The sequence below is a fragment of the Stenotrophomonas sp. CASM114 genome, from assembly GCF_049384325.1.
Taxonomy (GTDB): domain Bacteria; phylum Pseudomonadota; class Gammaproteobacteria; order Xanthomonadales; family Xanthomonadaceae; genus Stenotrophomonas; species Stenotrophomonas muris.
The window spans coordinates 106,672-128,915 of the sequence record NZ_JBMRGJ010000005.1 but is presented as its reverse complement, the minus strand read 5'-3'; the positions used below and the strand labels follow the sequence as shown (position 1 = coordinate 128,915).

At 65.3% G+C, this 22,244-nt stretch carries 20 protein-coding genes and 1 tRNA gene; 12 read left to right on the top strand and 9 right to left on the bottom strand.

Translation table 11 applies throughout. The features are described from left to right. Positions 1 to 234 precede the first annotated feature (234 nt). The 5 genes from VG566_RS07705 to VG566_RS07685 all read left to right on the top strand — a co-directional run bounded on the left by VG566_RS07705 (position 235) and on the right by VG566_RS07685 (position 4,877). Positions 235 to 684 (top strand): hypothetical protein, encoded by a 450-nt coding sequence (locus VG566_RS07705; protein ID WP_080354615.1) that lies wholly within the window; start codon positions 235 to 237, stop codon positions 682 to 684. Positions 685 to 819: 135 nt separating this feature from the next. Next, positions 820 to 2,010 (top strand): efflux RND transporter periplasmic adaptor subunit, encoded by a 1,191-nt coding sequence (locus VG566_RS07700; RefSeq protein ID WP_046431376.1) that lies wholly within the window; start codon positions 820 to 822, stop codon positions 2,008 to 2,010. Beyond that, positions 2,007 to 3,971 (top strand): MacB family efflux pump subunit, encoded by a 1,965-nt coding sequence (locus tag VG566_RS07695; RefSeq protein WP_241884538.1) that lies wholly within the window; start codon positions 2,007 to 2,009, stop codon positions 3,969 to 3,971. Before VG566_RS07700 ends, VG566_RS07695 begins: the two co-directional genes overlap by 4 nt. 90 nt (positions 3,972 to 4,061) lie before the next feature. After that, complete coding sequence (locus tag VG566_RS07690; protein WP_262217559.1) at positions 4,062 to 4,472, top strand: hypothetical protein; 411 nt, start codon at positions 4,062 to 4,064, stop codon at positions 4,470 to 4,472. A gap of 27 nt (positions 4,473 to 4,499) precedes the next feature. Further along, a complete protein-coding gene (locus tag VG566_RS07685; protein WP_014647601.1) occupies positions 4,500 to 4,877 on the top strand; it encodes an EF-hand domain-containing protein in 378 nt (125 codons plus the stop codon). A gap of 245 nt (positions 4,878 to 5,122) precedes the next feature. Here the strand turns inward: VG566_RS07685 and VG566_RS07680 are convergent, their stop codons facing one another. The 6 genes from VG566_RS07680 to VG566_RS07655 form a co-directional block, all read right to left on the bottom strand. Continuing rightward, complete coding sequence (locus tag VG566_RS07680) at positions 5,123 to 6,445, bottom strand: XVIPCD domain-containing protein (protein ID WP_241884540.1); 1,323 nt, start codon at positions 6,443 to 6,445, stop codon at positions 5,123 to 5,125. Between the two features lie 19 nt (positions 6,446 to 6,464). Beyond that, the gene (locus VG566_RS07675) at positions 6,465 to 7,331 is read right to left on the bottom strand and encodes a hypothetical protein (protein ID WP_053451569.1); all 867 of its coding nucleotides are present in this window, start codon (positions 7,329 to 7,331) and stop codon (positions 6,465 to 6,467) included. A gap of 139 nt (positions 7,332 to 7,470) precedes the next feature. Continuing rightward, positions 7,471 to 8,796 (bottom strand): XVIPCD domain-containing protein, encoded by a 1,326-nt coding sequence (locus VG566_RS07670; protein ID WP_164166942.1) that lies wholly within the window; start codon positions 8,794 to 8,796, stop codon positions 7,471 to 7,473. A gap of 24 nt (positions 8,797 to 8,820) precedes the next feature. Further along, on the bottom strand, positions 8,821 to 9,684 hold the full coding sequence (locus tag VG566_RS07665) for a hypothetical protein (protein WP_041863587.1): 864 nt from the start codon (positions 9,682 to 9,684) through the stop codon (positions 8,821 to 8,823). 76 nt (positions 9,685 to 9,760) lie between these two features. Further along, positions 9,761 to 10,168 (bottom strand): hypothetical protein, encoded by a 408-nt coding sequence (locus VG566_RS07660; RefSeq protein ID WP_014647606.1) that lies wholly within the window; start codon positions 10,166 to 10,168, stop codon positions 9,761 to 9,763. A 487-nt stretch (positions 10,169 to 10,655) separates the two neighbouring features. Continuing rightward, positions 10,656 to 11,003, bottom strand: a complete 348-nt coding sequence (locus VG566_RS07655) for a winged helix-turn-helix transcriptional regulator (RefSeq protein ID WP_014037677.1) — start codon at positions 11,001 to 11,003, stop codon at positions 10,656 to 10,658. A gap of 102 nt (positions 11,004 to 11,105) precedes the next feature. Between VG566_RS07655 and VG566_RS07650 the strand changes: the two genes are divergently transcribed. Then, positions 11,106 to 12,095, top strand: a complete 990-nt coding sequence (locus tag VG566_RS07650; protein WP_032957399.1) for an MDR family oxidoreductase — start codon at positions 11,106 to 11,108, stop codon at positions 12,093 to 12,095. A gap of 150 nt (positions 12,096 to 12,245) precedes the next feature. Next, positions 12,246 to 14,999, top strand: a complete 2,754-nt coding sequence (locus VG566_RS07645; RefSeq protein ID WP_241884542.1) for a UvrD-helicase domain-containing protein — start codon at positions 12,246 to 12,248, stop codon at positions 14,997 to 14,999. A gap of 646 nt (positions 15,000 to 15,645) precedes the next feature. Here the strand turns inward: VG566_RS07645 and VG566_RS07640 are convergent. Further along, a tRNA-Ser gene (locus VG566_RS07640) sits at positions 15,646 to 15,735 on the bottom strand. Positions 15,736 to 15,859: 124 nt separating this feature from the next. Between VG566_RS07640 and VG566_RS07635 the strand changes: the two genes are divergently transcribed. After that, positions 15,860 to 16,933 carry a DUF4241 domain-containing protein gene (locus VG566_RS07635; protein WP_032957394.1) on the top strand — a complete coding sequence of 358 codons (1,074 nt, stop codon included), beginning with the start codon at positions 15,860 to 15,862 and terminating at the stop codon, positions 16,931 to 16,933. 55 nt (positions 16,934 to 16,988) lie between these two features. On the opposite strand, the gene VG566_RS07630 is transcribed toward VG566_RS07635, so the two are convergent. Continuing rightward, complete coding sequence (locus tag VG566_RS07630; RefSeq protein WP_005410175.1) at positions 16,989 to 17,981, bottom strand: LysR family transcriptional regulator; 993 nt, start codon at positions 17,979 to 17,981, stop codon at positions 16,989 to 16,991. 127 nt (positions 17,982 to 18,108) lie between these two features. Between VG566_RS07630 and VG566_RS07625 the strand changes: the two genes are divergently transcribed. Together VG566_RS07625 and VG566_RS07620 are read left to right on the top strand one after the other, a co-directional pair. Continuing rightward, positions 18,109 to 18,696, top strand: a complete 588-nt coding sequence (locus VG566_RS07625) for an FMN-dependent NADH-azoreductase (protein WP_014647610.1) — start codon at positions 18,109 to 18,111, stop codon at positions 18,694 to 18,696. A 136-nt stretch (positions 18,697 to 18,832) separates the two neighbouring features. Next, on the top strand, positions 18,833 to 19,195 hold the full coding sequence (locus VG566_RS07620) for a ligand-binding protein SH3 (RefSeq protein ID WP_053495993.1): 363 nt from the start codon (positions 18,833 to 18,835) through the stop codon (positions 19,193 to 19,195). A gap of 66 nt (positions 19,196 to 19,261) precedes the next feature. Here VG566_RS07620 and serS read toward each other — a convergent pair whose 3' ends face one another. Next, positions 19,262 to 20,542, bottom strand: a complete 1,281-nt coding sequence (serS, locus tag VG566_RS07615) for a serine--tRNA ligase (RefSeq protein ID WP_014647612.1) — start codon at positions 20,540 to 20,542, stop codon at positions 19,262 to 19,264. Between the two features lie 113 nt (positions 20,543 to 20,655). Here serS and VG566_RS07610 point away from each other — a divergent pair, with 113 nt between their 5' ends. Both VG566_RS07610 and VG566_RS07605 read left to right on the top strand, forming a co-directional pair. Further along, complete coding sequence (locus VG566_RS07610; RefSeq protein ID WP_049404494.1) at positions 20,656 to 21,294, top strand: energy transducer TonB; 639 nt, start codon at positions 20,656 to 20,658, stop codon at positions 21,292 to 21,294. Between the two features lie 119 nt (positions 21,295 to 21,413). Further along, positions 21,414 to 21,986, top strand: a complete 573-nt coding sequence (locus VG566_RS07605) for an energy transducer TonB (protein ID WP_046431429.1) — start codon at positions 21,414 to 21,416, stop codon at positions 21,984 to 21,986. Positions 21,987 to 22,244: the final 258 nt, after the last annotated feature.

The window sequence follows — 22,244 nt, the reverse complement described above, 5'->3', positions numbered from 1 at the left end:
GTTGATGCGCAAGGTTGCGGCAATGTTCGCTGCCCAGCATCCAGGTGAGCGGCACAGCAGGTGCTGCGTCCGGAACTGACAGGAAGCCTGCATGTGACACAGGGAGCTCCTCCACCGCCCTCTTCCACCCCTGCCCCGCCGCCTCGGAATACGCCCAGCCTGACCGCCGCAGCATGGAACTGCCGCGCGCATGCAGGCCGCGCGCGTGGGTTGGAACACTGGCACTGGCTGCGGATGATTCCCGAACGCGAGCGGGCCGGCGTACTGATCCGCCTGTTCGCCGCACTGTTCCTGCTGCTCCCAGGCCTTGCGCTGGTGGCTTCCGCGTATCGGCACGCGCATGCAACGGCCACTGCCGTGCTGGTGTTCGTCGCCGTGCATGCCGCACTGCACATGCTGGTCGTGTGGCGAGGGGCTGCACTGCGCCCGGCTCCCCCGCTGCTGCGGGCCCTGGATACGCATGCAGCCACCGTGATGCTTGCTGCCACGTTGATGATCATCGCGATCATCGCCGCCACCGCAACGCTGCCGATTGCGGTCTGCGCCGTGCTGCTGGTCGGCGCATTGTGCCACCTTTCGACCTTGCCCACGCCGGCGCAACGCCTCCGCCACGTGCTGTTGGCGCTCGGTAGCATGATCCAGTTCATCGCGATGGCACTGCTCACGCAGGGCATTGCCCACTGACACGCCTGCACCATCGCAAGGTTCGCGCAATCCAGCGCATCGAGACTCGACCACCATCCACACCTGTCGCCCCAGGCGTGCATTCCAACAGTCTCGAGGATCCACGATGCCCTGTCTCTTCCGGATGCCGCGCCGATGAGCGCCACACCGCGCAGCCGCCGCCGTGTGCTGATCATTGCTGCCGCACTCCTCTGCACAACGTTGGCACTCTTCGCTTGGCTCCGGCCCGTACCACCACCGAAGCTGCAGGTGGCACCGGTAACCCGGGGCAACATTGAACAGGTCGTTGAAGCCACCGGAACACTGAAGCCCTCGCGGCTGGTGAGCGTGGGCGCGCAGGTATCCGGCCGCATCGAGGCCCTGCATGTGAAGCTGGGCGACAAGGTGAAGGCCGGCGATCCGATTGCCGATATCGATTCGCGCACCCAGCGCAACGCATTGCTGAGTGCGCAGGCAGCACAGCGCACCGCGCGCGCCAACCGCGATGCGCTGGCCACCGACCTGCGCCAGTTCGAGCTGACATTGCATCGACAGCAGCAGCTGGTGACCTCGCAGTTGGTGGCACGCGCCGACGTCGATGCGGCCAAGGCCAAGGTCGATGCCACCCGGGAACAGATCGCCGCGCTGGAGGGTGAGATCGTGCAGCGGCAGACCGACGTGGATATCGCACAGACCAACCTCGAGTACACCCGTATCACCGCCCCCACCGACGGCACCGTGCTGGCCGTGGTGGCGCGCCAGGGGCAGACCGTGAACGCGGTACAGAGCGCACCGACCATCGTGATGCTGGGCAACCAGGACGTGATGACGGTCTACGCGGAAATCTCCGAGGCGGATGTTGTGCACACGTCCGTTGGTCAGGAAGCGTACTTCACCATTCTTGGCGACGCGGGACGTCGCTACAGGAGCACGCTGCGCGACATCGCCCCGGCTCCGGAATCGATCACCCAGGAAGACGCCTCCGCCCTTGCTTCACCCGCGACCGGCGGTGGCAGCCGCACCGCCATGTACTACAACGGGCAGTTCGACGTCGCCAACGCCGATGGCCGCCTGCGCAGCTACATGACCGCGCAGGTGCGCATCGTGCTGGGTCGCGCCGACAACGTACTGACGCTGCCCTCCGCTGCGCTCGGTGCACGCGCGGCCGATGGCAGCTACAGCGTACAGGTGCGTGGCGCGGACGGGCACGCCCATGCGCGCCGCATCACCATCGGGCTGGACGACCAGATCCAGGTGGAGGTACGCAGCGGCCTGAAAGAGGGCGAACAGGTGGTGCTGGCGCAGGCCCGGGACGAAGCCGCTACCGCACACGCGCCGTCGAAATGAGCACATCCACCACCGCCCCTTTGCTGCGCGTACGCGGCATCCGCCGCGAGTTCGCGGCCGGCGAACAGACCCTGGTCGTGCTCGATGGCGTGGACCTGGACATCCACGCAGGCGAACTGGTGGCCATCGTGGGCCAGTCCGGCTCGGGCAAGTCCACGTTGATGAACATCCTCGGCTGCCTCGATCGCCCTTCCGCCGGTGCATACCAGATCGCCGGACGCGAAACCGCTCAGATGTCGCCCGATGAACTGGCCGAACTACGCCGCGAGCACTTCGGCTTCATCTTCCAGCGCTATCACCTGCTGACCGACCTGACCGCATTGGGCAATGTAGAAGTGCCAGCGATCTATGCCGGCATGGCGGGGGCCACTCGCCGCGCCCGCGCGGCCGAGCTGTTGGCGCGGCTGGGCCTGAGCGAACGTATGCAGCATCTGCCTGGCGAGCTGTCAGGTGGCCAGCAGCAGCGTGTTTCGATTGCGCGCGCACTGATGAACGGCGGCGCGGTGATCTTCGCCGATGAGCCGACGGGTGCACTGGACACCCACTCCGGCAGGGAGGTGATGAAGATCCTGGGCGAGCTGCATGCCGAGGGCCACACCGTGGTGCTGGTGACGCACGACATGGCCATGGCCGAACATGCTCATCGCATCATCGAGATCCGCGATGGCCGGATTGTCGATGATCGCGCCACGGGCAAGGTCTCTGCCGCGGATGGGTCAGCGGCGGCCCCGCCGCAGCGCGGCGGTGGCAGCGGCTGGCAGGCGGTGCGTGACCGCTTTACGGAGGCGTTACGCATTTCCCTGCGCGCAATGAACGCGCACCGCATGCGCACCTTCCTGACCATGCTCGGCATCATCATCGGCATTGCGTCGGTCGTCTCCGTGGTCGCGCTGGGTACCGGCGCGCGCCAGGCCATCCTGTCCAACATTTCCTCGCTGGGCACCAACACCATCGAGATCTATCCCGGGTCCGGCTTCGGCGACCTGCACTCGGCGCGGGTGGAAACGCTCACCCCCGGCGACAGCGTGGCCCTGGCCGGGCAGCCGTTCGTGGACAGCGCTACACCCGGCGTGGCCACCACCGGCACCGCGCTGCGCGGCAACCGCTCGGCCAGCGTGCAGGTGCAGGGCGTCAGCGAGCAGTACTTCCGCGTGCATGGCCTGAAGCTGGGCGAAGGTGCCTTCTTCGGCCCGGCCGCCGTGGCCGGCTACCAGCAGGTAGTGGTGATCGATGCCAATACCCGCGCCCGCTTCTTCGCTGCGGTGGACAATCCCATCGGCCAGACCCTGCTGCTGGGCAACGTGCCGGTGCGCGTGGTGGGCGTGGTGAAGAAGGACGCCGGCGCGGTCGGCGATACCTCGCTGCTGCGGGTGTGGCTGCCCTACACCACCACCATGGCGCGCATGCTCGGGCAGAGCCACGTTTCCAGCATCACCGTGCGTGTCTCCGATGCCATCAGCATGGAGGCGGCCGAGCGCGCCATCGGACGATTGCTGGCACGCCGCCATGGCAGCACCGATTTCTACATGAGCAACAACGCGCAGATCCGCCAGTCCATCGAACAGACCACCGGCATCCTGACCATGATGATCAGCTCCATCGCCGCCATCGCGCTGGTAGTGGGCGGAATCGGAGTGATGAACATCATGCTGGTGTCGGTGACCGAGCGAACACGCGAGATCGGCGTGCGCATGGCGGTGGGCGCGCGGCGCAGCGACATCCTGCAACAGTTCCTGATCGAATCGGTCCTGGTCTGCCTGCTCGGTGGCGTGCTCGGCATCGGCGTGGCCCTGGCATTGGGGGCAGGGTTGGCGCTGGCCAACGTGGGTTTCAGCCTGGTGTTCTCCGCCAATTCGATCCTGGCCGCCTTCGCCTGTTCCAGCCTGATCGGTATTGGCTTCGGCTTCCTGCCAGCACGCCGCGCCGCGCAGCTGGACCCGGTCGAAGCACTGGTTCGATAGCCAGTGACCTTACCTGCAGTGACGGCAGGTTCGCGCAATGTCTGCGGGCTCTACTGGAGCTACCAACAATGTCCGCACAGGAGCTGGACGATGTCTCTGAAACCAGGAGGAACCGCACTGCTGCTGGCAGCGGCTGCACAACTGATGCTGCTGTTGCCCTACTCCGGCGACGCCCATGCGCAACGCGGTAACCGCTACAACCCGCAGTGGGACCAGGACTACCGTGACCGCGATCGTGATGCATGGGAGCGTCGTGAACGCGAGCGTGAGCGTGAGCGTGAGCGTGACCGGGAACGTGAGCGCCGCCACGATGCCAAGACCACCGGTGTGGTGGTGGGCGTGGTGGGCGCAGCCGTCGTGGCCGGTGTGATTGCCGCAGCCGCCAAGCGCGAACGCGAGACCCGCGAACGCGCCGACTACTGCATTCGCCGCTACGGCAATTATGACCGCCGCAACGATACCTATCGCGGCGCCGACGGCTACACCTATCCCTGCCGCTGACCTGCACATCTCAAGGACATACGACCCATGAAGAAGACCGCTCTGTTGATCGCATTGTGCGCCGCTCCGCTGGCCTCCCAGGCCGCGCCGGCTGACCCGAAGCAGGCCTACATCGATTCCACGTTCACAGCGATGGACACCAACAAGGATGGGCGCGTCGACAAGGCCGAATACACCAGATTCCAGCAGGGGCGCTTCAGCAAGCAGGCCGATTCGATCGACGCCGCGTTCAGTGCCATGGACACGAACAAGGATGGCAGGATCAGCAAGGATGAAGCCACGTTGGTGCCGGAGATTGCGAAGTACTTTGCGGGCCTGGACACCGATGGTGATGGCTATCTGTCGCTGAAGGAGATGCAGCAGGCCATGGTGGCCGCGCAGACGGCAGACGCCCCGGCGAGGTAGCGCCCCGGTACTGGATGCCAATCCACATCGCCTTGGTGGGTGCCCACCTTGGTGGGCACGGCTGCGTCACCGCGCGCCAGGGCCAGAATGCCCACCAAAGTGGGCGGCTACCGCAGCGGTGAAATGGCATTCACCCAGGCGGACATCTACCCGGCTGGTACGCGTCGGTCGCCAAGCGAACTTAGCAATGCCCGCGCACCGAGTTGCAAAGACCGCGTGAGGCGAAGCTGCGACAGGCCGGGACCCTAGCCCATCCGTATCGCCGGGATGTCGCGCGCCTGCGCATCGACCTCCTGCTGGCGCTGCGCGTGTGCCTGTTCACGATCCGCACCGACTGCCTGCAGGGCCTGCAGTGACTGCTCGACCGGCGTCTGCACCGCCCGGTCCGTGGGCATGGAGGCCCGCAGATGCGCCGGATCATTCAACTCGCCCTGCACCACGAACACGTTGCGGCCGGCCGGGTGATCGGCAGTCTGCGCGCTCAGCAGCACATGGTCGGCGCGTTCGAACTGGTTGTGGCGCGCCAAGGCCATCACGCTCGCCACCAGGCGCTCGCTGTTCTCGTCGTGGGTACGCCCGGCGCCGGCATCGATCGCGGCCACGCCTTCGCGCACCTGCTGCATCAATGCGTACTCACGGTGGCCGGGTCCAATGTCGGCCAGACGGGTCGCTACCTGCGCGGGATCCGGCACGTCGTCCACGGCTGCGGTCAGCGGGCTGCGGGTGATGGTCCGGTACGGGTCGTCCGGGTGGAACTGGGTACGTTTTTCCTGCCGTTCCAGACGAACGTCCCGCGCGTCGTTGAGTTCAGCGATGCGGGCCGGATCGGTGATCTCACGCATCGACATGTGGCCACCACCCGCGCTGACACTGGCCCATTTCCTGTCCGCTTCGAAGTACATCGCGTAGTAGCTGTTGCCACCGATGACGTTCGGATCGACCGCCGAGCGTCCTTCCAATGCCTGGGTAGCTTCCAGCACGCTCAACCGGGTCAAGTACTGGCCGCCTTTCGTCCATCCCATCTGGCTGATGGCATCGACACTGGTGTTGCCTACGCGCGGGCCGCCGGCGTAGTCGTTGTTGAGCATGTTGGTCCAGATCTGTTCCAGCTTCTCGGGGCCGCTCTTCTGCTCAGCCGCCTGCAGCAACACGCGCGGCGTCCAGCAGTTGGGATCGAGTTCATGCCGTTCGAATGCCCGGTCGTGTGCCAGCATTACATCCTTGCCGGGAAGATTCAGTGCAAATTCGGGACGCCCCTGCTCCATCCAGAACAGGCGTCGCTCCAGGTCCTGGCGCAGAAGCGTCTGCCCAAACATCTCCCATTGCCGCTCGCTCAGCTGCGCATCGGGAAAGCCGGAGCCCTTGCCTTCCTGATCTCGGGCGTAATCCTGTGCGTAGCTGTTTGCAACGCGGCCTGGCAGGCTGTCGTTGCGAACAACACCCAGCGCAAGCGTGCCATAGCCATCCGCATCTGGCAGCTGCGACAGATAGTTCCAGTACAACTCACGGTTTCCGGCCTTGGCATAGCTGGCCAGAATCCTGAGATTCTCTTGCGTCAATCCGCCCATCGCCTGCTCCTGAATGCACTCACTGCCGGACGCGGGAGCGCGCGAGAAGATCCCGCACCGCATCTTCCATCCGCTTCCAGTCCGCCAGGAAGGCCCGCTTGTAGTTCAGCGAGATGGAAAGCTTGTTCTCCACATCCGAGAAATAGTGGAAGCACCCCGCAGCGGCTTGCCCTTGCTCACTGATGACCTGATCGCCCTGCAGGCGAACGCCATCCCCCCGAAACGCCGTGCTTTCGCATTTGATGAATGTGGTCAGGCTGCCGTTGGGAGCGCGCGCGATGTACCAGTCATCTTCATAGGCAGGATTACGGGTGGGCGGTTTTCCATAGCGTGCCTCGTACTCCTTCGAGAAAATCCCCATCCTCGTTTCATCAATGGCGTAAGGCGTCAGTCCCATGACGTCGGGCCGCGCAATACGCAGATCGAGTCGATCCCGAGGATCCCCTCGCTCCACCGATCCTTCCTCGGCGGATGCCTGGTTGGAGGACAATCGCTCCAATGATGTTTCGATTGGCGCACGATCGATGTAGTCGATCGCCACAGCAATTTCCTTCCGGAAATCATTCGTACGCGGATTCGCCCGGGCACCCGGCGGCGTCGGCTTCATGTCCGGCCACTCGATGACCAGCGTCACGCCCTCGCCGGGCCACGGTGCGATCTGGCTGTCCAGGTAGTTGGCCGGAATGCGGAAAGTGTTCGGCCCGAGCTTCACGTCCACGGGCGCATCGGTATAGGTGTGGCCGTTGATCGTGCGGCCGGTCTGCGTTGCGCCGGACATGGCGGGATTCCTTTCGTGTTCGGTGGACGGCGGCCGCGCACACGCGCCGGCACTCACCGCGACGGCAAGTGCAAGCGTCAGGCAACGGCCGGGGGACATCACGTGCATGGGCATTCCATTGCAGAGTTCCCAATCGATTATAGGTAAAACTGCGGAGGCGAACGAAGGGTCCGCGCCCCAAGGCTTAAAGGCCTAGGCGAAAACCACTTTAGACCCGAGCCCGTGACCGGCTCACCCGGGGGGCCGGTCAGGCCATCCGCATGGCCGGGGTGTCGCGCGCCCGCGCATCGACCTCCTGCTGCTGGCGCTGCGCGTGTGCCTGTTCACGTTCCGCACCCACTGCCTGCAGGGCCTGCAGTGACTGCTCGACCGGCGTCTGCACCGCCCGGTCCGTGGGCATGGAGGCCCGCAGATGCGCCGGATCATTCAACTCGCCCTGCACCACGAACACGTTGCGGCCGGCCGGATGATCGGCGGTCTGCGCGCTCAGCAGGACATGGTCGGCACGTTCAAGCTGGTTGTGACGCGCCAAGGCCATCACGCTCGCCACCAGGCGCTCGCTGTTCTCATCATGGGTACGTCCCGCGCTGGCATCGATCGCGGCCACGCCTTCGCGCACCTGCTGCATCAAGGCGTACTCACGGTGGCCAGGACCAATGTCGGCCAGACGGGTCGGGGCCTGCGCGGGATCCCGCACGTCGTCCACGGCTGCGGTAAGCGGACTGCGGGTGATGGTCCGGTACGGGTCGTCCGGGTGGAACTGGGTTCGCTTTTCCTGCCGTTCCAGACGAACCTCGCGCGCGTCGTTGAGTTCGGCGATACGGGCGGGGTCAGTGATCTCCCGCATCGACATATGGCCGCCACCCGCGCTGACACTGGCCCACTTCCTGTCCGCTTCGAAGTACATCGCGTAGTAGCTGTTGCCACCGATGACGTTCGGATCGACCGCCGAGCGCCCTTCCAGTGCCTGGGTGGCTTCCAGCACGCTCAACCGGGTCAGGTATTGCCCGCCCTTCGTCCATCCCATCTGGCTGATGGCATCGACACTGGTGTTGCCTACGCGCGGGCCGCCGGCGTAGTCGTTGTTGAGCATGTTGGTCCAGATCTGCTCCAGCTTCGCGGGGCCGCTCTTGTCCGAGGCGGCTTGCAGGAGCACTCGAGGAGTCCAGCAATTGGGGTCCAGTCTGTGCTGCTCGAAAGCGCGGTCATGAGCCAGCATGACGTCAGCGCCGGGCAGATTCAGCGCGAGATCCGCACGTCCGTTTCCCATCCACGCCTGTCGAAGCTCCAGATCTTCCCGCAGCAGTGTCCGCCCGAATGCTTCCCACTGGCGCTCGCTCAGCTCGGCATTTGGAAAGCGCGAACCTTCGTCATTCTGAGATCTGGCATGGCTTTGCGCGTAGGCATTGGCCACGCGCCCAGGCAAACTGTCATTACGTACCACACCTAGCGCCAGCGTACCGTAGCCGTCCGAACCCGGCAGTTGCGACAGGTAGTTCCAGTACAGCTCACGATTACCGGCATCTGCATAATCGATGAGGATTCTGATGTCCTTCTGGGTCAGGCCGCTCATTGCTTTCTCCTTGAGCCTCGTCGTTTAGCGCGTCCGTGCTGCAGCAAGAACATCGCGAACAGCATCTTCCATGCGTTTCCAGTCTTTCAAGAAAGCTCTCTTGTAATGCAGGGAGATGGATAGGCTGTCAGAGATATCGACAAAGTAGTGAACGCATCCGGCAGCCACAGGATCGTCCAGATCAATGACCTCGTCCTGCGTCAGGCGCACTCCGTCCCCCAGGAACGTTGCGCTATCGCACTTGATGAAGCTTGTCAGTCCCCCAGCACCGTCCCGTGCAACATACCAGTCGCGCTCGAATGCCGGATTGCGGACAGGCGGCTTCCCATACCGGGCCTCGTACTTCTTCGCGTACAACACCATCTTCGCTTCATCGATTGCATAGGGCGTCAGGCCCAAGGTCTCCGGCTGTGCAACGCGTTGATCGAGACGGTCCCTGGGATCCTCCCTTTCCACAGAACCCTCCTCCGTGATGGCTTCATTTGAGGAAAGCCTTGAAAGCGAAGTCTCAATTGGAATGCGATCGATGTAGTTGATACGAACAGCAATCTCCTTCCGGAAATCATTCGTACGCGGATTGGCCCGGGCACCCGGCGGCGTCGGCTTCATGTCCGGCCACTCGATGACCAGCGTCACGCCCTCGCCGGGCCACGGTGCGATCTGGCTGTCCAGGTAGTTGGCCGGAATGCGGAAAGTGTTCGGCCCGAGCTTCACGTCCACGGGCGCATCGGTATAGGTGTGGCCGTTGATCGTGCGGCCGGTCTGGGGTGCGCCGGACATGGCGGGATTCCTTTCGTGTTCGGTGGACGGCGGCCGTGCACACGCGCTGGCACTCGTTGCGACGGCGAGTGCAAGCGTCAGGCAACGGCCGGGGGACATCACGTGCATGGGCATTCCATTGCAGGGTTCCAGCGCCACTATAGGGAACCGGGCGTCAACGGAACAGGAACCGCGTCGCAGCCCTTCACGGCACCAGGCAGCGTTCCACCTGCAGCGACAGCGCCTGGCAGGCGTTGAACAGACCTTCGACCACGGCGGCGGAGGGACAGCAGGCAGGATCGTCGTTCTCCCGTGCCACATGCGCGGCATGCAGCACCGCGGTCAACGCCGTGATGCCCGAAACGCTGCGGGTCGCCAGGGCCATGTCGAAGGCGCGGCCGGGGCTCAGGCACATTTCACTCCAGGCCTCGCCATCAGCGCGCAGGTTCCTGCCGTGGCCTTTCAGGTGTGCAAAGAATGCCGATGGGGTGACGAACTCGGCTGATTCGCGGAGCGCGTCCTCCAGCGTTTCGGCCAAGGCAGCGGGAAGATCAAGTACAGCGGCACCCAGCAGCGCGTGCAGGCGGGGATGGTCGGGAAGACGTTCGGGCATGACGGCAACCTCACGATGTGGCCACCTGCAGATGCAAGGTGGCGGACGGTGCGGGTTGGCGTGCCGGATACGTAGTACGAAAGCCGACGGGCCCTAAGACCCCCACGCACCATCCGCCATGAACTGACAGAAGGTGCATTGTCGTGATCGCAACATACGTTGCAACTACGACGCCTTGTACTACGTAAGTTCGGGACGCCAATCCCGGCCACGGCGAATGCCTTGGCGCGGCCATGGTTACCGCCCTGAACCGGCGGTGGAAAGCAGGGAAATCCTGATCGATCACGTCGCTACGTTGGTTGCGTCAGTGGATTTCGAGTTGTCCATTGACTGGCGTTCTTCGCCAGCAGGCGACTCCTATCGACGCGTACTTTCCGGACGCCCTGTCCAGCCGTATACGACATGCGCGCTGCCGGTGCCAAAGACCCGCCGCTGGCTGTGGGCGTTCGCGAAACCCGCATGCGGCAAGCGCAACGCCGCTCAGCCTTCAGCTATCGCCTTGGGTGCTCTGATAGCCACGATAGGTTTCACCCCACTCGCGCATGGCCAGCAGCACCGGTACCAGCGTGCGCCCGAACTCGGACAGCTCGTATTCCACTTTCGGCGGCACTTCCGGGTACACGTGGCGGATCACCACGCCATCGGCTTCCAGTTCACGCAGCTGGCTGGTGAGCATGGACTGGGTGGCATTGGGCACCCGTCGCGTCAATTCCATGAAACGCCGCTTGCCGGTCATCAGGTGAAACAAAATGATCGGCTTCCACACGCCGCCGATCACCGACAGCGTGACTTCCACCGCGCAACCGCTCTTGCCATCCCAACGCTTGCTACGCATGCATACTCCGGAAAACCATAGTACCTACGGGAAATCGTCGTTCTTGTTGCGATAACGGTGCGAGCCTAGCATGGGGCCATCCACTGAACGTGAGCCCCCACCATGAGTTTCAAGGCACTGCTGACCCGCAAGACGAACGACGGCGTATCCACGGAACTGGTCGATTTCAATGAAGCCGACCTGGTGGACGGCGACGTCCTGGTACAGGTCGAGTACTCCACGCTCAACTACAAGGATGCGCTTGCCCTCACCGGCAAGAGTCCGGTCATCCGGACGTTCCCGCTCATTCCCGGCATCGATCTGGCAGGCGTGGTGCTGGAATCCAGCACGCCCGACTTCAAGCCAGGCGACCGCGTTGTGCTCAATGGCTGGGACCTGAGCATGGGCCACCACGGCGGCCTGGCACAGCGCGCCCGCGTACGCGGCGAATGGCTCAACCGGATTCCCGGCAACCTGAGCACCCGCGACGCCATGGCCATCGGCACCGCTGGCTATACCGCGATGCTGTGCGTGCTGGCCCTGGAGCATGCAGGGGTGACGCCTGCACAGGGCGATGTGCTGGTTACCGGTGCCAACGGCGGCGTCGGCTCGATTGCGGTGGCGATCCTTTCAAAGCTGGGTTATCGCGTGGTGGCCGCCACCGGGCGGCCGGAGCACGCCGAGTATCTGCACAACCTGGGTGCGGCCGAGATCATCGATCGTGCGCAGCTCTCGGAGCCGCGCGAGCGGCCGGTGAGTGCCGAGCGATGGGCCGGCGTGGTGGATGTGGCCGGCGGCCCAACGCTGGTCAATGCCATCGCCGAAACGAAGTACCGCGGTGCCGTGGCCGCCTGTGGCCTGGCCCAGAGCGATGCACTGCACGGCTCGGTGCTGCCCTTCATCCTGCGCAATGTGACCCTTGCGGGCGTGGATTCGGTGAATGCCCCACAAGAGGTTCGCCAGCGCGCCTGGGATCGGCTCGCGACCGACCTGGACCCGCAGAAGCTGGAAAGCACCGTGCAGCAGATCGGCCTCGCCGAGGTGCTGGATGTCTATGAGCAGATCATCCCCGGCAAGGTGCGTGGCCGCATTGTCGTGGATGTGAACGCCTGACGCCTGCCGCGCCGGCGAGGGTGCAATGCCATCGCTGGCGCGCGTGCGCGAGTGACCGGAAACCCAGCGTGCCATGCCAAGCGGCCTTATCATGGGGCGGCAAGGGCACTTTACGCCCGGTGACGTACGCAAGGCAGTATCTGGATGTCTATGGAATGGCGCCCCTCGGGCTGGGGCCAGCGTGTGACCCGCTCGCCGGACTGGCAGTTGCAGCTGGATGGCGAACAGCTCGCGCTTTTGATCGACGGCAGGCAATACCACCAGCATGTGGCGAACGAACACAGCGTGCGGGTCGTTCGCGGCGTGCTCTGGTCCCGGGTCGAACTGACGACCGAGCACGGTGAAGCACTGTCCGTGGATGGGCTGCCCAACAGCCAGGGCTCCCGGCTTGCGGCTGCCGTGCAGCATATGCTTTTCGCGCGCTCCAGGCGGGGGCGCAAAGCACTGTTTGAGCGCGCTCTGGCGGAGATCCAGGCGTGGCTGGCCGAAGCAGACGCGCTTACCGACCGAGGCACCACCGGCCGCCGCTGGATCACCCACGAACAGCAGCAGGCGTTGCTGGCCGACCGCCCCGCCCTGCCCCTGCCGCCCGCCGAGCTGGAGCAGCTGTTCCTCGACGAGGAGGTGCACGACGACCTGCACGCGCCCGGCCACCGCATGGCGCTGGACGCCCTGCACGACTGGCAGCTGGATTGGCCCGCCGTCTGGGCCGAGGCCAACGCGACCATGGCAGAGCGCGAGCGGGTGCTGGCCAAGGACTTCCTGGACCGGATCGAGAGCAAGCCCCTGACCGAGGAACAAGCCCACGCCGTCATCTGCTTCGACAACCGGGTACAGGTCGTGGCCGCGGCCGGCTCTGGGAAAACCTCCACAATGGTCGCCAAGGCCGCGTATGCCATCGACCGCGGCTTTGTCGAACCCGAACGGATCGTGATGCTCGCCTTCAACAAGGACGCCGCCCAGGAGCTGGAGGAGCGCGCGCAGCGATGCTTCGACCGGCTCGGCATGGGCGACACCGTGGTGGAAGCCCGGACTTTCCACGCCCTGGGCCTGTCCATCATCGCCAAAGCCACAGGGCGCAAGCCGGATATCCCGGAATGGGCGGTCGACGCGACGCTGGGCTTCAACAAGCTGGCCGAACTGGTGGACGACCTGAAGGACCACTCGACCCATTTCCGCACCCAGTGGGACATGTTCCGCCTGGTGTTCGGGCGCGACCTGCCGCCGTTCGGTGCCGACATGATGGCCGATGGTTACGACCGCGATGGCACGCCCTACATCCGCACCCTGAAGGGTGAGCGGGTGAAGAGCCTGGAGGAGTGCGTCATCGCCGATTGGCTGTTCTACAACGGCGTGGCGTACGACTACGAGCGGCGCTACGAATTCGATACCGCGACAGACACCCATCGCCAGTATCGCCCGGACTTCTACTATCCGGACGCCCAGCTGTATCACGAGCACTTTGCGCTGGATGCCGATGGCCAGCCGCCGAAGCACTTTGCCAACTACAGCGAAGGGATGCACTGGAAGCGCCAGCAGCATGTGGCGCGCGGCACCGCTCTGGTCGAGACGACGTCGTTTGGCCTGCGCAGTGGACAGGCCCTGCAGCATCTTGCCGAGCGGCTTGGCGCGTCTGATGTCGAGCTCGACCCGAACCCGGACCGCGAGCTGCCTGATCAAGGCGCCAAGCCGATGCCGGACGCAGACCTGATTGGCCTGATGCGCACCTTCATTGCCCATGCCAAGAGCAACTGCCTGACACTGGACGATATGGCGGCGCGCCTGCGGCAGATGCCCGAGGATCAGTTCAAGGAACGCTACCGGCGCTTCCTGGAGATCGCCGGGCCGGTTTTCCGGGCCTGGGACAACGCACTGGCTGACGAGCGCAGCATCGATTTCGAGGACATGCTCAACATGGCGGCCGGGCTGCTGGAACAGGGCCACTATGAATCGCCCTACGAACTGGTGATGGCCGACGAATTCCAGGACGCATCGCGCGCCCGCGCGCGCCTCTGCCGTGCGCTGGTCAGCCAACCGGGCCGCCATCTGTTTGCGGTGGGCGATGACTGGCAATCGATCAATCGCTTCGCTGGCGCCGACGTTGCGGTGATGACTGGATTCCGCGAATGGATGGGCCATGGCCAGGTGCTGAAACTGGAGCAGACGTTCCGCTGCCCACAGGCACTGTGTGATGTGTCCAGCCGCTTCATCAGCCGCAACCCCGCGCAGATCGCCAAGGAAGTTCGCTCTGCTGCGCCGACCATGGGCCCGGTGCTGCAGGCGTTCCAGGTGAACCGGCGTGAGGAGGTGCAGGATGGCGTTCGCCAGTACCTTGCGAAGCTGCACCAGCAACTGTTGTCAGGTGCAGTGCCGCAGGGCCGCACCGGGCGCGTGACGGTCTTTGTTCTGGGGCGGTATCGCGCGGATCGCGGTGCGATGCCTTCGGATTGGAAGACGGCCTTCGGCAGCACGATGGACGTCGAGTTCCTTACCGCACATCGATCGAAGGGGCGCGAGGCGGACTACGTGATCCTGCCGGGCATGATCAACCGCAGCTTCCCGAGCCTGCGCGCGGATGACCCGGTGCTTTCGCTGGCAATGCCGGACGGCGATACCTATCCGCTGAGCGAAGAACGGCGCCTGTTCTATGTCGCGCTGACGCGTGCGCGACGGTCGGTCGCGATGTTCACCCTGCAGGGCAAGCACTCGCCATTCCTGGATGAGCTGGTGAAGGACGGGGCAGTGGAAGTAACCGCGATTTCAGGCGCGGCCATCCACGATGAGCGCTGCCCGGTGTGCAAGGTGGGCGTATTCGTGGACCGGAATGGGCCACATGGGGCTTTCCGGTCGTGCTCGAGTTACCCGTTGTGCCACAACAAGCCAACAGGTGGGCGTCGGGGCTGAATGCCGCTCCCTCCACATATGCCTGCCTACGTCAGGACACATAGGCACTGTCTCAGCTTCGCCCGCGGCACGCTGCGCGCCATGGCGTTTCCGGAAACGAAAAAGCCCCGGCAGGACCGAGGCTTTTGTCTGGACGGTGGCAAGGCTGCAGGGTATCTCAAGGTCCCCACACGTCCCCGCCGCGCCCTGCTACGGGATAATGCAGCCGTTCAGACGCAGGCATTGCATATAGTTGCGGGTACAGATACTCAAGTTTGTACCTGACGCCTCGCACGCAACGTATTGGACCTCGCAGACGGAACATGGGCCAGGGGCTTTCGCCGTGGCGCTGCTGATTCCAAAGGTCAACGCACAGGCCGCAACAGCAACAGAAAGCTTGAATCCAATCTTCATGCCATGACTCCGTTGGTCGCCCTCCTTGGGCATCCAAAGCCTAGCGCGGGTGTCTGGCACATTCAAATTGCCCGGCGCCAACGTCAGCGCTTGTGCACCTGCAACGATTACGTCCTTGAATGAAGCAATTCCCTGTTGGGTCAGAGGAATGCACCGGTTCATTCGTTCACCTGACCTTGGTTGCCGGATGGCTGGCCAGCAAGGGCCGTAGAAACAGAAAAGCCCCTGCTTCCAGGGGCTCTTCTGAACTTCTTGGCGGAGAGAGTGGGATTCGAACCCACGGAAGGTTTAACCCTTCGCCGGTTTTCAAGACCGGTGCCTTAAACCGCTCGGCCATCTCTCCAATCGGGTCCCGGTCGCCCGGGCAGCGCCGTATTCTCGCACGTGAAGGGCATTTGCCCAAGACCACCTTGCCCCTGCCCTCCGCATCCGGCACGGTGGGGGCCTTCACCGCACTCGGAGCCGCCATGGCCCATCTCGATCTGGCCAACCTGCGCACCTGCCTGCTGGACGACACCCAGCTGGCCGCTGTGGCCCTGCACCGCACCTTCGCCGGGCACCTGCCGGTCAGCAGCGGGCACGTGGTGGTCTGCGATCCGCTGGTGCAGGCCGAGGCGCCTGCGCTGGCCGACTACACCGCCCCGCTGGGCCGGCATCCGGTCGAGATCATCGTGCACAGCGGCCGCCCGGCGTTGGCCGTGGTCTGGTTCAAGCCACGCGAAGCTCTCACCGCGACCGCCCTGCACTGGCAGATGGCGCGCTGGACCACGCAGGACCTGACCGGACTGGATGAGGACAGCTTCATCGGCTACCCGGTCGACGCTGGCATCGGTTGCTTCATGGACACCGACACCCAGCAGGCGCTGCTGGCCCTGATCGAACGGGCCGATGGCGACGAAGACGGTGAATGGTCGGATGCACTGATCGACCACGATGGCCTGGATGAAGGCGCCGAATATCGCCCCTGGGGCGAGGACTCGCCGCACGGCCTGGTGGTGTTCACCAGCGGCTGGGGCGACGGTGTCTATCCCAGCTACTGGGCGCTGGATACGTCCGGCATTCCGGTCGCCCTGGTCACCGATTTCCTGTGCATCCAGGGCGGCGATGGGCGCGACGAGCGCGAGATTGCCGACCAGGCCTATCGCGACAACCTGCCAGCTGCGGAAGCCGAGGCGCTGGCGCGGCTGGTGGCTGCAGTAGAACGAGACGACGCGGAGGCATTGCAAACCCTGTTGGAGGATGCGCCGCAGCGCGCCAACCTGATCGAACCGGGCTGTGGCGGCACCGCCCTGTACGAGGCGATCCGCCTGGATCGTCCGCAGGCATTGCGGGTGCTGTTGCAGGGCGGCGCATTGCCGGCAATGCCCGAACGCCTGCACATGAGCAAGGTGACCAGCTATCTGGACTATGCGCGATTCCTGAAGAAGCCGCGCAGCGCGGAGCTGATGGCGGTGCTGGAAGCGCCCGTCGTTGCAGCCGGACCGCCACCGGCCGCACCGCGACGCCGTAGTTTCTGGGACCGGCTGTTCGGCCGGAACTGATCGGCGCCGGAATACAGCAACGCCGGGCATGGCCCGGCGCTACCTACCCGCCTTCTCAGCCGGCATCCACCGCCAGCGCACCCAGTGCACTGGCCTTGATCCGCTCCTTGGCCTTTTCACAGGCGCCACCGCAATCCAGGCGCGAGGCCTCCAGCTGCGGCGGCAGGTGCTCGGCCAGGAAGTCGATGAACACGCGCACCGCCGGCAGCAGGCCGCGGCGCGAGGCGAACACGGCGTGGCACACGCCCTGCGGCAGCGACCAGTCCGGCAGCACCACTTCCAGCTCGCCATTACGCACGGCGTCGGCGCACACGGTTTCCGGCAGCATGGTGATGCCGAAACCGTCCTTCACCATGCTCTGCAGCAGCGGGAAGTCGAAGCCGGCCACGCGGGGCTGCAGGTCGACCCGGCGCACTTCGCCTTCCGGGCCATGCAGTTCCCAGCGCTGGCGGGCTTCGTCTTCGCTGATGCTGAGGGTCACGTGCTGGGTCAGCTCTTCCGGGTCCTTGGGGCGGCCGGCGCGGTCCAGGTACTTCGGGCTGGCCACCAGCAGTTCCTGCACCTGGCCGAAGCTGCGCATCACCAGGCTGCCGTCGTCGTCCAGGCGCGAACGCACGCGCAGGGCCACGTCGTAGCCTTCGTTGATGATGTCCACGCGGCGGTTGCTGATGTTCAGCTGCAACCGCACCTTCGGATACTGCTCAAGGAACTTGGGCAGCAGCTTGGGCAGCTGCATCTGCGCGAGTGACACCGGCACGCTGGCGCGCACCACGCCGCGCGGTTCCGCGCTGAGGCGGTCCACTACTTCGCGTGCGGCCTGCGCTTCGGCCAGCATCGTCTGCGCATGGCGGTGCACGCTGGTGCCGACATCGGTGACCGCGAAACGGCGCGTGGAGCGCTGCAGCAGGCGCACGCCCAGGTCGGTTTCCAGCTGGCTGATGCGGCGGCTCAGTCGCGACTTGGGAATACCCAGCGCCCGCTCGGCGGCGGCAAATCCGCCGTGGTCGACCACCATCGCGAAGTAGTACAGGTCATTCAGGTCATGCATGCCCGAGTTCCATATCTAGAACAATACGTGGCATTCAATCACCTTTATTCCGCCTTTGCAACAACCTATTGTTCTCTCCGTCGGCGGGGCCACCCCGCCCCTTCCTCCCAGAACATAGGTGACTGCCATGAAGCTTCTGCATCTCGACGCCAGCGTGCTTGGCGACAACTCCGTCTCGCGCCAGCTGTCGGCCGCCGTGGTCGCCCGCCTCGCCAGCCAGATCGACGGCCTGCAGGTCGATTATCGCGATCTTGACGCCAATCCGGTACCGCACCTGCGCAGCAGCTCGCTGGCCAAGACCGACGCCGCTGAAGCGACCGATGCTGAACAGGTGATGCAGCAGTTCCTGGAGGCCGACATCGTGGTGATCGGCGCGCCGATGTACAACTTCAGCATCCCGTCCACGTTGAAGGCCTGGATCGACCGCGTGGCCGTGGCCGGCCGCACCTTCAAGTACACCGAGAACGGCCCGGTGGGCCTGGCCGGTGGCAAGCGGGTGATCATCGCCAGCAGCCGTGGCGGCATCTATACCGACTCGCCGGCCGACTTCCAGGAGCCGTTCCTGCGTCAGGTGTTCGCCTTCATGGGCATCAACGAAGTCGAGTTCGTGCGCGCCGAGGGCATCGCCTACTCGCCGCAGCACCGTGAAGACGCCATCGCCGGTGCGCTGGCGGCGCTGCCGTCGCACGAAGCGGCCGAAGCCGTCGCGGCGTAACGCGTTCCAACGTTCGGCGCCCCTCTCTCCTCGTCTGGGCGCTGAACGCGGGCCGGGATCCCCTCCCCCTCCCGGCCCACCCTGGCGGCCCCGCTGTGCGGGGCCGTTTTCTTTTGCGGCGCGCTAGGCTGGGGGCATGAACTACATCGTGACGGCTGCGCACCGCAGCGAATTTCCGCACCCGATCATCCTGCGCCGCGGCCAGGCGCTGGTGGTGGGCGAACGTTATGAAGGCCCGGAGGGCTGGGACGACTGGTTCCTCTGCGAGGCCGAGGGGCAGCAGCCCGGATTCGTGCCGGCGCCGGTGATCGGCCGCGATGCGCAGGGTGGCGCGTTTGCCACGCAGGATTACTGTGCGCGCGAACTGGATGTGGACCCCGGGCAGACGCTGCGCGGGATGCGCACGCTCAATGGCTGGGCATGGTGCGTGCCGGAGAACGGCGAACCGGGATGGGTGCCGCTGGAGAAGCTGCGGGCCATAAAGGAGAGCCGAGCATAGGCTCGGCTCTACACAGATCTGTAGCGCCCGAGCCCATGCTCGGGCGGCGGCGCGCAGCGCCGGCTATCAGCCAATGGTTTCCAGGCCACCCATGTACGGGCGCAGGGCCTCCGGCACGGTGATGCTGCCGTCGGCGTTCTGGTAGTTCTCCATCACCGCGATCATCGCGCGGCCAACGGCCACGCCCGAGCCGTTCAGCGTGTGCGCCAGCTCCGGCTTGCCGGTGGCCGGGTTGCGCCAGCGCGCCTGCATGCGGCGGGCCTGGAAGTCACCACAGTTCGAGCACGAGGAAATCTCGCGGTAGGTTTCCTGCGACGGCAGCCAGACTTCCAGGTCGTAGGTCTTCACCGCCGAGAAGCCCATGTCGCCGGTGCACAGCAGCACCTTGCGGTACGGCAGGCCCAGCTTTTCCAGCACCACTTCGGCGCAGCGGGTCATGCGCTGGTGTTCGGCGTCGCTGTCTTCCGGGCGGCTGATCGAGACCAGCTCGACCTTCTCGAACTGATGCTGGCGGATCATGCCGCGCACGTCGCGGCCACCGCTGCCGGCCTCGGCACGGAAGCACATCGAGTGGGCGGTCATGCGCAGCGGCAGGCGCTCGGCGTCGACGATCTCATCGCGCACGATGTTGGTCAGCGGCACTTCCGAGGTCGGGATCAGGTAACGCGTGGAGTCGCCCACGGCGGTCTTGAACAGGTCGTCCTCGAACTTCGGCAGCTGGCTGGTGCCGCGCAGCGAGTCGGCGTTGACCAGCAGCGGCACGTTGGTCTCCTCGTAGCCGTGCTCGCCGGTGTGCAGGTCGACCATGAACTGGGCCAGGGCGCGGTGCAGGCGCGCGATCGGGCCACGCAGCACGGTGAAGCGCGAACCGGACAGCTTGGCCGCGGTCTCGCCGTCCAGCCAGCCGTTGCGGGCGCCCAGTTCGACGTGGTCGAGCACCTTGAAATCGAACTGGCGCGGGGTACCCCAGCGCGCCTGCTCGACGTTGTCGTTCTCGTCGGCACCGGCCGGCACGTCGTCGGCCGGCAGGTTCGGAATGCCCATCGAGATCGCTTCGATCTTCTCGCGCAGTTCGTCCAGCGCCACTTCCGAGGCCTTCAGCTCGTCGGCGAAGGCAGCGACCTCGGCCATGATGGCCGAGACGTCCTCGCCCTTGGCCTTGGCCTGGCCGATGGCCTTGGAACGGCTGTTGCGCAGGCTCTGCAGCTCCTGGGTCCGCACCTGGATGCGCTTGCGATCCGCCTCCAGGGACTCCAGGGCAGACACGTCGAGCTCGAAGCCGCGGCTGGTGCGCAGGCGTTCGGCGAGGTCGGCGGGCTGGTGGCGGAGCAGGGCTGGATCAAGCATGGCAGGTGTCGTGGTGGGTATCAGGGATGGGATTATCGCTTGTTATACGGATTTCTGCCGCCCGGTTCATTCCTGGCGTGGCAGAATCGGGCTATTCCGTACTGGTCCGTTCCATGTCTGCACCCCGCTCGTCGTCCGCCAAGTCGTTCACTGTGCATATCCCGCGCAACGCCCTGAAGATCGCCGGCATCGCCTTCGGCGTGGGCGTGCTGTTGTTCGTGCTGGTCTGGTTGACCGGCCGCGACAAGGAGTTCTTCCGTGCCGATCCGGCCGCGCAGACCCCGCAGGAGACCGCGCAGGTGGAACCGCTGCCGGAACCGCTGGCCGCCGCCGCAGGCTCCAGCGACATGCCCGATGCCAAGCCGGCCCCGGTAGAGGACGACGCCCCGAAGCTGGTCGAAACCGCCCCGCCGCCGCCGGCGCCCACCGCTGAACCGGCCCCGGCCACGCCAAGCCCTGCGCCAGCCGCCACCGGCAACAGCCAGCCGATGCCGATTGCCGGCCAGTCGCCGCCGCCAGCCTACCCGGCCGCGGCCCTGCGCGCGGGCGAGACCGGCAGCGTGGTGGTGCGCGTGGACGTGGATGCCACCGGCTACCCGAACAATGCCACGGTGATCCAGCGCAGCGGCTCACGCGAGCTCGACCGTGCCGCCACCGACGCCGTGCGCCGCTGGCGTTTCACCCCGGCGCAGAGCAACGGCCAGGCCGTACCGGGCAGCATTGAAGTGCCGTTCGACTTCAAGACCCAGTAACTGAACGTTTCCCGGCAGGCAACCTGAACCCTGCCGGTGACGTTGACGCAACGCTGACACTTCCCGCCACTGGCCCGCGCAACACTCTCCCCGTCGTCCATTGACGGAAGGAGTTTGCGATGACCGCCACCACCCACGAAGACCTTCATTCGCCGCAGCTGCAGCAAGACGCCAGCGAACAGCACAAGCCCACGTCGCCCTGGATGTGGATCGCGCTGATCGTGGCGATGTTTGCCGCCGCGCTGCTCTGGCTGCGTCACTCGAATCAGGAAGACGTGGCGCCGGCACCGGTCGGCGAGCGCATGCTGCCCGCCCCCGAGCAGGCGCCGGTCGCCGACGCGCAGGAGCCGGCGGCCCGCCAGGCCGCACCGGTCGGCAACCAGCGCAAGGCCGCCCCTGCGGTACGCAATCGCGAGGCGCGCCCGCTGGCAGGCAACATCAAGCCGACCTACCCCGCCGCCGCGCTGCGGAATGGCGTACAGGGCAGCGTGATCGCCAGCCTGAATGTCGATAGCCGCGGCCAGGTGACCAATGCCGCGATTGTTTCGCGCAGCGGCGAACGCAGCCGTGACCTGGATCGCGCGGTGCTGAGCGCCGTGCAGAACTGGAAGTTCCAGCCGGCGATGCATGAAGGCCGTGCAGTGGCCAGTGTGGTGCGGGTCCCGGTGGATTTCCGTACCGAACAGCGTTGATCGCGGACGAGGGGTTCGTGATGTTTAGACGGAGGCTTCGGCCTCCGTCCTTTTATCTGGAGAGGCGTGCCAACCAAGGTTGGCACCTACCGGGCGATGTGAGCGTGCCAACCAGGGCTGGCACCTGCCGGACGATGTGAGCGTGCCAACCAGGGTTGGCACCTACAGGGTAATGCGAGCGTGCCAATCAAGGTTGGCACCTACCGGGTGATGTGGGCGTGCCAACCAAGGTTGGCACCTACCGGAAAACGCGATCCG

What these genes read in the sequence shown, in the direction of transcription:
- VG566_RS07705 (WP_080354615.1), top strand. Translation starts at nt 235, where the DNA reads ATGATTCCCGAACGCGAGCGGGCCGGCGTACTGATCCGCCTGTTCGCC.
- VG566_RS07700 (WP_046431376.1), top strand. Translation starts at nt 820, where the DNA reads ATGAGCGCCACACCGCGCAGCCGCCGCCGTGTGCTGATCATTGCTGCC.
- VG566_RS07695 (WP_241884538.1), top strand. Translation starts at nt 2,007, where the DNA reads ATGAGCACATCCACCACCGCCCCTTTGCTGCGCGTACGCGGCATCCGC.
- VG566_RS07690 (WP_262217559.1), top strand. Translation starts at nt 4,062, where the DNA reads ATGTCTCTGAAACCAGGAGGAACCGCACTGCTGCTGGCAGCGGCTGCA.
- VG566_RS07685 (WP_014647601.1), top strand. Translation starts at nt 4,500, where the DNA reads ATGAAGAAGACCGCTCTGTTGATCGCATTGTGCGCCGCTCCGCTGGCC.
- VG566_RS07680 (WP_241884540.1), bottom strand. Translation starts at nt 6,445, where the DNA reads ATGGGCGGATTGACGCAAGAGAATCTCAGGATTCTGGCCAGCTATGCC.
- VG566_RS07675 (WP_053451569.1), bottom strand. Translation starts at nt 7,331, where the DNA reads ATGCACGTGATGTCCCCCGGCCGTTGCCTGACGCTTGCACTTGCCGTC.
- VG566_RS07670 (WP_164166942.1), bottom strand. Translation starts at nt 8,796, where the DNA reads ATGAGCGGCCTGACCCAGAAGGACATCAGAATCCTCATCGATTATGCA.
- VG566_RS07665 (WP_041863587.1), bottom strand. Translation starts at nt 9,684, where the DNA reads ATGCACGTGATGTCCCCCGGCCGTTGCCTGACGCTTGCACTCGCCGTC.
- VG566_RS07660 (WP_014647606.1), bottom strand. Translation starts at nt 10,168, where the DNA reads ATGCCCGAACGTCTTCCCGACCATCCCCGCCTGCACGCGCTGCTGGGT.
- VG566_RS07655 (WP_014037677.1), bottom strand. Translation starts at nt 11,003, where the DNA reads ATGCGTAGCAAGCGTTGGGATGGCAAGAGCGGTTGCGCGGTGGAAGTC.
- VG566_RS07650 (WP_032957399.1), top strand. Translation starts at nt 11,106, where the DNA reads ATGAGTTTCAAGGCACTGCTGACCCGCAAGACGAACGACGGCGTATCC.
- VG566_RS07645 (WP_241884542.1), top strand. Translation starts at nt 12,246, where the DNA reads ATGGAATGGCGCCCCTCGGGCTGGGGCCAGCGTGTGACCCGCTCGCCG.
- VG566_RS07635 (WP_032957394.1), top strand. Translation starts at nt 15,860, where the DNA reads ATGGCCCATCTCGATCTGGCCAACCTGCGCACCTGCCTGCTGGACGAC.
- VG566_RS07630 (WP_005410175.1), bottom strand. Translation starts at nt 17,981, where the DNA reads ATGCATGACCTGAATGACCTGTACTACTTCGCGATGGTGGTCGACCAC.
- VG566_RS07625 (WP_014647610.1), top strand. Translation starts at nt 18,109, where the DNA reads ATGAAGCTTCTGCATCTCGACGCCAGCGTGCTTGGCGACAACTCCGTC.
- VG566_RS07620 (WP_053495993.1), top strand. Translation starts at nt 18,833, where the DNA reads ATGAACTACATCGTGACGGCTGCGCACCGCAGCGAATTTCCGCACCCG.
- serS (WP_014647612.1), bottom strand. Translation starts at nt 20,542, where the DNA reads ATGCTTGATCCAGCCCTGCTCCGCCACCAGCCCGCCGACCTCGCCGAA.
- VG566_RS07610 (WP_049404494.1), top strand. Translation starts at nt 20,656, where the DNA reads ATGTCTGCACCCCGCTCGTCGTCCGCCAAGTCGTTCACTGTGCATATC.
- VG566_RS07605 (WP_046431429.1), top strand. Translation starts at nt 21,414, where the DNA reads ATGACCGCCACCACCCACGAAGACCTTCATTCGCCGCAGCTGCAGCAA.